This is a genomic window from Pseudarthrobacter humi (assembly GCF_024294965.1).
Classification (GTDB): domain Bacteria; phylum Actinomycetota; class Actinomycetes; order Actinomycetales; family Micrococcaceae; genus Arthrobacter; species Arthrobacter humi.
The window spans coordinates 38927-46548 of sequence record NZ_JANCLV010000021.1; the positions used below are offsets into that span (position 1 = coordinate 38927).

7 protein-coding genes are annotated in these 7622 nt (G+C 58.6%); all 7 read right to left on the minus strand.

Translation table 11 applies throughout. The features are described 5' to 3' along the window. Positions 1-129: 129 nt before the first annotated feature. The 7 genes from NFC73_RS19540 to NFC73_RS19570 all read right to left on the minus strand — a co-directional run bounded on the left by NFC73_RS19540 (position 130) and on the right by NFC73_RS19570 (position 7216). A complete protein-coding gene (locus tag NFC73_RS19540) occupies positions 130-1263 on the minus strand; it encodes an NAD(P)/FAD-dependent oxidoreductase (protein WP_254752974.1) in 1134 nt (377 codons plus the stop codon). A gap of 25 nt (positions 1264-1288) precedes the next feature. Beyond that, complete coding sequence (locus NFC73_RS19545) at positions 1289-2077, minus strand: amino acid ABC transporter ATP-binding protein (protein WP_254752976.1); 789 nt, start codon at positions 2075-2077, stop codon at positions 1289-1291. A 1-nt stretch (position 2078) separates the two neighbouring features. Continuing rightward, positions 2079-2894: an amino acid ABC transporter permease gene (locus tag NFC73_RS19550; RefSeq protein ID WP_254752978.1), complete on the minus strand. Its 816-nt coding sequence runs from the start codon at positions 2892-2894 to the stop codon at positions 2079-2081. 136 nt (positions 2895-3030) lie between these two features. Then, positions 3031-3948 (minus strand): ABC transporter substrate-binding protein, encoded by a 918-nt coding sequence (locus NFC73_RS19555; RefSeq protein WP_254752980.1) that lies wholly within the window; start codon positions 3946-3948, stop codon positions 3031-3033. A gap of 58 nt (positions 3949-4006) precedes the next feature. Further along, positions 4007-4720, minus strand: a complete 714-nt coding sequence (locus NFC73_RS19560; RefSeq protein ID WP_254752982.1) for a GntR family transcriptional regulator — start codon at positions 4718-4720, stop codon at positions 4007-4009. Positions 4721-5298: 578 nt separating this feature from the next. Beyond that, positions 5299-5865 carry a recombinase family protein gene (locus tag NFC73_RS19565; RefSeq protein ID WP_254752984.1) on the minus strand — a complete coding sequence of 189 codons (567 nt, stop codon included), beginning with the start codon at positions 5863-5865 and terminating at the stop codon, positions 5299-5301. 145 nt (positions 5866-6010) lie between these two features. Then, positions 6011-7216, minus strand: coding sequence for an HIRAN domain-containing protein (locus tag NFC73_RS19570; RefSeq protein WP_254752986.1), 1206 nt, complete (start codon positions 7214-7216; stop codon positions 6011-6013). Between the last annotated feature and the right edge of the window lie 406 nt (positions 7217-7622).

Genomic DNA, 7622 nt, shown 5'->3' on the forward strand with positions numbered 1-7622 from the left:
TGAGCCGCGCGGACGGCCTCATGAAACTTGCCTCGTCGAAACGTCTCCGAAGCGCGTAAGAAGATTGGTGCAGCCGGGGGAGTGGTTCCGTCAGTGTCGGTGGCGGAACCACTGCCCCGGATTTGTTTTCTACAATGCGGCGAATCGGGACAGGCCGAAGGCCTGCAGCGACGTGTGCCGGTTTCCCGTCAGGACCTCGTCTGCGACAGCTTCTGCAAGGTGGGCTGAGAGAGTGACCCCACTGTGCGTGGCAACCGTGTAAATGGAGGGGTGGTCGGTTACTCGGTCGGCGATGGTGAGGCCGTCTTCGGGCAGGACCCTGATGCCCAGGCTGACGTTCTCTGTGGCAACTGTTTTCAGGGCGGGGTAAAGTTCGCGGGCACGCTCAAGCAATAGTGCCGGGACTGTCCAGATTCTGGGGTCGTCGATGTCCCATTTGCCGCCTGTGGGGTGGTCGGCAAAGGTTATCCCTCCGTTGCGGGCCGGGCGCATGGCGATGCCATTTGCCCGCACTATGTGCCGTATTCCGGATGCTACGGGTCCTGTGGTGCTGATGATCCCGATGCCGGCATTCTTCGCGTCGCCTTCGGCACCGCTGCCCGATGGCTCGAGGGTGGGGAAGTCGATGCCAGCGCCGGCGAGTATTTTTCGGTTCCCGTTGCCGGCCGCCAGAATAATGGTGTCTGCCTCATACTCGTGCACCCTGCCGTCGGGGGTTTGTGTTGTCACACGGTTTGGTTGGATATTTGTGACGGTTTGGTAGGGCGCGAAGGCTGCGCCTGCCTCGATGGCCCGGTTCAGAAGGCTGGAGCACATGGTAAGTGTGTCTATCCACCCCTCCTTTGGATAGAAGGCACCGCCGGTAAGGCGTGAAGCTTCGAGTGCGGGTTCGAGCTCCCGTACCTGATCGGGTGTTAGCAGGCGAACCTCGTAGCCGTTGGATGCGAGCTTTTCGACTTTGTGGTGGAGGGCTTCGAGCTCGTCGTTGCTTTGTGCGATCTGGACGTTTCCGGTTTGGTGGAACCACCGTCCGCCGCCTCGGGCGGCTGAACGCTCATGGGCTTGAAGGCCGAGAAGATTGAGGTTGCTGTATTCCTCCGGCGATTTGTTGTTGGAGTTCACCCAGGCGAAAGTGGCCGCGCTGGTGGCGGATCCGACTTCGGCTGCGTCGATGACGGTGACTGACGCTCCCCGGCGGGTGAGTTCATCTGCCAGGCAGCAGCCGATGACTCCGGCCCCGACGACGATTACTTTGTGTTGCACGACTGGTTCTCAGCCTTTCTGGTTGCTAGAGTGCCCCGACGGATGCGAAGAATTTCTTCGCTCGCGGCGTTTTGGGATTATGGAGGATCTCCTGGGGCGCTCCGCGTTCAATGATGCGGCCGGCGTCCATCATGACCACCTCGTCAGCGACATCTTCAGCGAAGCGCATTTCGTGGGTGACGATCATCATGGTTGATCCCTGTTCGGCGAGGCCCTTCATTACTGCGAGGACTTCGGCGACAAGTTCGGGGTCAAGAGCGCTCGTGGGTTCGTCAAAGAGCAGGACTTTGGGCTCCATCGCCAGGGCACGGGCGATGGCAACGCGCTGTTGCTGGCCGCCGGAGAGTTCACTGGGGTAGTGGTCCATTCGGCTGCCCAAGCCAACTTGTTCCAGTACCCGCCGGCCGATAGTTTCGGCGTCCTTCTTCCGCAGGCCCTTCACGATCATCGGCGCAGCTGTGACGTTTTCCAACGCCGTGTAGTGCGGGAAGAGATTGAAGTGCTGGAACACCATGCCGAAGTTCAGGGTCTGTTGACGCGCGACTTTTTTGGACACGGGCACACGGTGGCCGTTGCGGACTTCGTGTCCGATCATCTTGCCTTCGAAGAGGATGGCACCCTCATTGATTTCTTCCATCATGTTTACAGTGCGGAGCAGGGTGCTCTTACCGGACCCTGATGGGCCAACGAGGCAGGTTACGGAACCGCTTCGGATGTCCAGGCTGACGTCGTCTACTGCTTTGAGGGCGCCGAAGTGTTTACTTACTCCGACGAGTTGAAGTAGCGGTGTTTCTGTTTTCAGGTTAGTTGTCATCTCAGAGGTTTTCCTTGCCTGCGTTCTCAAGGGCTGCTGCCTTTGGGTTGCTGGGGTTCCGGCGCGCAAATCCGCGTCCGAACCGTTTTTCCAGCCATGCTTGGCCGAACATCGCGATGCTTGTCAGCACGAGGTACCAGATGACGGCGACGACGAGGAGGGGAATGGTTTCAAAGTTCCGGGCGTAAATGGTCTGGACAGTGGTCAAGAGTTCGGTATAGCCGATGACCGAGACCAGCGAGGTGCTCTTGAAGATCGTGATGACGTCATTGGCCAGCGACGGGATGATGACGCGGATCAGTTGTGGGCCGAGGATTTTCTGGTAGGCCTTGAACGGTGGAAGACCAAGTGATTTGCAGGCCTCGAACTGTCCTGAGGGCAGAGCCAAGATGCCGCCCCGGAAAATCTCTGCCGAGTAGGCGCCCAGGTAGATCGACAAGCCGATGATTGCCGCGCTGAAGCGGGATATGACGTCGTTGGCGGGTACTTCGGCGAACGTAGGGCCAAAAGGAATCCCAATACCCAATGTGGGCGCCAGCGCGCCGAAGAAGAACACGAACAGCAGCATGACCAGCGGGGGCATGGCCCGCATCAACCAGATGTAGAGGATCGCGATTGTTCGCAGCACAACCAGGGGGGACATGCGTGCCCACGCCGTGATCACACCCAGAATCAGACCAAAAAAGGTGGTGAGAAGCGTGAGGTAGATCGTGTTCAGCAGGCCGTTCATGATGATCTGGCTGAAAAGATAGGAGAAAACTACATCCCATTTCCAGTTGTCATTGAAGGCGAAGAACTCAAGGGTTGCCAGTCCCACATACACCGCCAGGGCGATGCTCAGCCACTGGGCTGCGCCGATTCTGGGCCTGATTTTGAGGCCAGCCAGGTCGGTTGGCGTCCTAGAATTTGTGGAGGCTTGGGCCGTCCGCCGCTTGGTCAAAAGGCTGGACATGTTACTTGCCTCCAAGCCTGTTGGTGCTGTTCACATGCATGTCAGGAATTCCGAAGTCCTTAAGACCCCATTTGTCCAGGAGAGCGTCGTAGGTGCCATCCTCGACCAGCTTGAGCAGAGCGGCCCGGAGCGCGTCCCGGAGCTTCGGGTTGTCCTTGTTGATGCCGATTCCCAGGACGCTTTTTTGTTCCTGGTAGACGATCTTGAAAGAGTCAGGATCGGTTTTGACGTTGTAGGACATCTGCGGGAGGTCGCCCCAGTAGGCGGTTGCGGCCCCGCTCTTCACTGACAGGATCCCGGCGCCAGAGTTCTGATACCCGTTGACTTCCAGCTTCGGAGCTCCCCTTTCTGCACAGGCCTGGGCGTACTTCTCGAGGTTGCCCTGCTGCGATGTACCCCGGGCGTACCCGATGCTCATGCCGCAAAACTGCTCGGGCGTGACCTGTTCCTTGTCAAAGTTCTTGCTGGCGATGATCGCCGTACCGTTTTTCAGGTAGTCGATAAAGTCAATCCGGGTTTGCCTCTCGACAAAGTCAGCGACTGAAGCTATGGTGTCATAGCGTTTCGCTTCCAGCCCGGGAACCATGGCATCGAAGGTTCCTTCCTGGAACTGAGCTTCGGTGCCGAGAACTTTTGCTGCTGCCCTGAGGAGCTCGGGGTTCAGGCCCGTGATCTTGCCGTCTCCATCGACGAACTTGACCGGGGCCACGTCGGCATTGATAGAGATTGTGAAGCCGCCCTTTTGGCGGATTTCTTCTGGCAGCATCGCGGCGATGGCGTCGTCCTTCTGGACAGCTGCAAGGATGTCGGTGCTGCCTGATTGCTGGGCGCCGGCGTTATCGGTGGGATTAGCGCAAGCGCTCATCCCGAAAATGCCCACCACAGAGGCGAGGGCCAAGACGGTAAGTCGTCGTTTCATTGGGGTGTGCTCCTGAAAAGTTTTGTTCTTCGGCCCAGGGATGAGGTCCTTGGACTTCTTAATGGCTTGGTTCGGAGTATTCGACGTAGAACTCAAGGGCGTCAGGGCGCAGGTAGTACGCCGCCGACTCCGCGATTTGACCGTTGGGTTGCCACATCAGGCGACGGCGTCGCAGTACGGCAACCCCTGGTTCGATGCCGAGCAGGTCCGCGTGACGGGGCTCCAGCAGGATGGGGTCGAAGTACATTCGCGATCTTGCGATTGACACTTTGTTCTTCGCGAAATGTGCCCTGACTGACAGGCTTTCAAGCTGTTCTTCAAGCAGCCTGGGTGCCAAGGAGAAAGGGATGGCGACGACCTCGATGACGATGGGGGTGTCATCCTGATCGTGCCTGACTCGGACCAACTGTGTAACAGGGTCATCGTCATCGAGGCCCGGTACCTGGACCTCTGCCTTGCCGGCCGGCATGATCTCCGCCGAAATCACAAACATACGGCCGGGAAGACCCGCACTGTCGATCCGAGGATCCAAGGATCGAAGCAGGTTCACTTGGCGGGCACCTTCGGCGACATGGGTGCCCAACCGTTTTTGACGTACTACGAGCCCAGCCTGAGCGAGATCGTTCAGGACTCGCTGAGCAACTGAACGGCTGACGCCGTGCTCAGCCTGCAGTTCGGCCTCAGTCGGCATCCTTGCCCCTGGGGGCAATTCGCCGGACTGAATCCTCGCTTCGAGGCCCGTGCGGATCTTCACATGAAGTGGCGTGCTCATGTATTGACCGTACAATTAACCAAATGACCGGTCAATAGATTCAGTGAAAAAATTGTCGTCAGCGTCACACGGCACTGTTGGGCAAGGAGTGGCGCACCTTCCTTCGCCGGTCGAGCAACAGGGCCCGTCGAACCGACTCGTTGGATTTGCCCCACACCTAACAGGGCTTGGGGATAGCAGCTACCATGACTGCATGTCCGGGGGACGGTGACTCACGCTGGTTCCTGATGTGCTTCCTTAGCTCTGAACCTGGCAAAGACTTCCGAGGCGTCATCGGTGATCCTGTCCCGGTTGGCCTCGACGCCGACGGGTACCTTCGCCTTGAGCACAACAACTTTGATTCTGAACCGCTGGAAAGCGCTACCGCCCAGCGGCCAGCTCCGACCCAATAGCCCAGACACTCTCAAAACGAAACCAAACCCTAAGTCCCTGCTGACCAGAGGGAGAACCATGCATTCCAACCCATCCATGGCTTTTGGCGTCCTCACCAGCAGTTTCTAACGCCGATAATGGAGATTCCGTCAAGCCAAGCCAGAGCTTGACGGAATCATGCCGGCCACCCGCGGGGGGAGAGGGTTTTACTCGAGTTTGGCGTGGCGAAGATATTGGTAGACGGTTTCTCTGCTGATCCCGTAGTCGCGGGCAAGGAGGGCTTTCGGTACACCGCTGCCGGCGCGCTGGACCAGCTCGGCCGCCCGTTCCGGGGTGAGGGTCTTCTTCCGCCCTTTATACGCACCGCGCTGCTTGGCCAGCGCGATGCCTTCCCTCTGGCGTTCCCTGATGAGGGAGCGTTCGAACTCAGCGAAGGCACCCATGACGGAGAGCATGAGATTGGCCATGGGGGAGTCCTCGCCGATGAAGACAAGGCTCTCCTTAACAAACTCCACCCTGACACCCTTGCGGGTGAAGCCCTGGACGAGAGCACGCAGGTCATCCAGATTTCGGGCGAGCCGGTCCATGCTGTGCACAACCACTGTGTCCCCGTCGCGGGCAAACCGCAGGAGTTCAGCAAGCTGCGGCCGGGCCGTGTCCCTGCCGGAGGCCTTGTCCGTGAAGACACGGTCCAGGACCTGGCCTTCGAGCTGGCGTTTCTCGTTCTGGTCCAGCGTGCTCACCCGCACGTACCCGATCCGCTGCCCAACCACTGATGCCTCCAACCCTGAACCGTCAGATTGAGTTCTAGGGCCTTTTCCGGCGTGTGTCAAGACGTGGGACTCGTGAGCCGGAGTGGTGGGTCTCATTCTGATTGTCAGGTGGGGGCTCTGGTTTAGTACAGTGGTGCGTCAGTTCTCAAAGGCGCAAATCGGGGATGGATCGTTCCTTCTCAAGGACCGCAGCGATCTTGCGTGATCGGATGTTGCCCATGATGCCGAGGACCATACACCCGATGAATAGCACTGGCCCAATTAGAGGGATCGCGCCGAGCATAGCGCCAACGATGACAGCGATGATGATTATCGCGACTCCGGCTGATCGGTGAGTAATGGGGCTGTATCGCCGGTCTTTCTCGGTGACCACGACATGCCCTTTGAACGGCTTCGAGGTTATGTTCACGGGGGAGGATCCAGATGGATTGGTGGTAGGCGCTGATGGCGGAGCAGTAGCCGGCAGGGTAGCCCTCTGGTCGCGTCGGGTCGGCGGTTCTTCTATGAACGCCGGCGGCACCTCGTATCCGGCGGCCTCCGGTATGAGTCGAGGGAAAGTGGGCATCGTATTGAGCCAGTCGTCACTAAGTTCCGTGGCTCTGGCACCTTGGATGACTAGTTCGGCTGCGAGACCGGAGCCTTTGATCTTGGCCCAGATCCCCAATTCCTTGCCGCCATCTGCGGCGTGGGCGATGGTTGGCAGGTAGTGATTCGAGGTAGCAGAGGTCAATTGCCCAACCCGTTCGCCGTCGAGGCGAACCTCGACGAGGTGCTTTTCGGCGCCGTTCTTCAGGGTCTGGACGAGCTTGTGCATCGTGAGGATAACAAGCCCTTCGCTGTTCTCTGGAAGGTAGTTGAACAGGTGGTTGAAGTGTTTGTCCTCACCGGTTACCTGTAGCGCGCCGCCCCAGGGGAGGACTGCCGCGTTGGCCTGGGACTGATTATTGAGCGGAAGGATCTGGTGGGGCTCGGGCAAGTAGATGCGGACGTTTGCAAAAAATCGTGCCCGCTGGTTATCTTCCCAAGATTCTCGAACCACGGCCCAGATCCTGGCTGTGGTCGTTGCGACCATCCCGCTAGCAGCGATGCGGTGGAGAATTGGTCGGTACACCTGCGCAGCGTCTCGGTCCAGATAGCCAACCACATGTCCGTTCACTCGCACGGAGACAGCATTAGCGTCATGGGGGTTGTCTGGCTCCGGTATGAGAAAGGCCTCAAAGACTTCTTCAATCTCCTCGTCCAGCCGGGGGCGGCGGCCGAGCGCGGCTGTAACCTGCGCTTCTCGATACGCCTCGCCAACAACATCAAAATTATGCCAGCTATCTTTTCCTGGCAGGTAGTACTTCTCCACTTCGCCCCCAATTTGTTTTAAGCAATCTTGCATGCATTTGAAAAGGCACCCGACAGGCACATAAATGCCGGTGCTTGGCTCTACGCAGGAATCACCGCAAAGCTGATCAGGCCGCATGACCTGATCTTGAGAATAGCTGATGGACATACTGCAGCGAGCTAAAGGCTGCAGAAGGCATACAGGTCCAGGATCACCGCCTAAGCTGCTGATCTATAAACTCTGAGTGCGCGGTCGTTCCTGACGGAGTCATCGGTAGCCGTGGGGTCGGCCGCTCTCGCGGGTGCCCTACGTGTCAGGCTGGAACGGTACCAGGGGCTCATAGCAAGTCCGCCTAATCGCGTGGGGCGAGAGCCAGGAATCCAGTAATCATGTCCAGTCCAGTTTTGAGTGCAGTACGCGAAGATAG

Excerpts from the sequence above, each read along its gene's own strand:
- NFC73_RS19545 (WP_254752976.1), bottom strand. The coding sequence starts at position 2,077 with ATGACAACTAACCTGAAAACAGAAACACCGCTACTTCAACTCGTCGGA.
- NFC73_RS19555 (WP_254752980.1), bottom strand. The coding sequence starts at position 3,948 with ATGAAACGACGACTTACCGTCTTGGCCCTCGCCTCTGTGGTGGGCATT.
- NFC73_RS19560 (WP_254752982.1), bottom strand. The coding sequence starts at position 4,720 with ATGAGCACGCCACTTCATGTGAAGATCCGCACGGGCCTCGAAGCGAGG.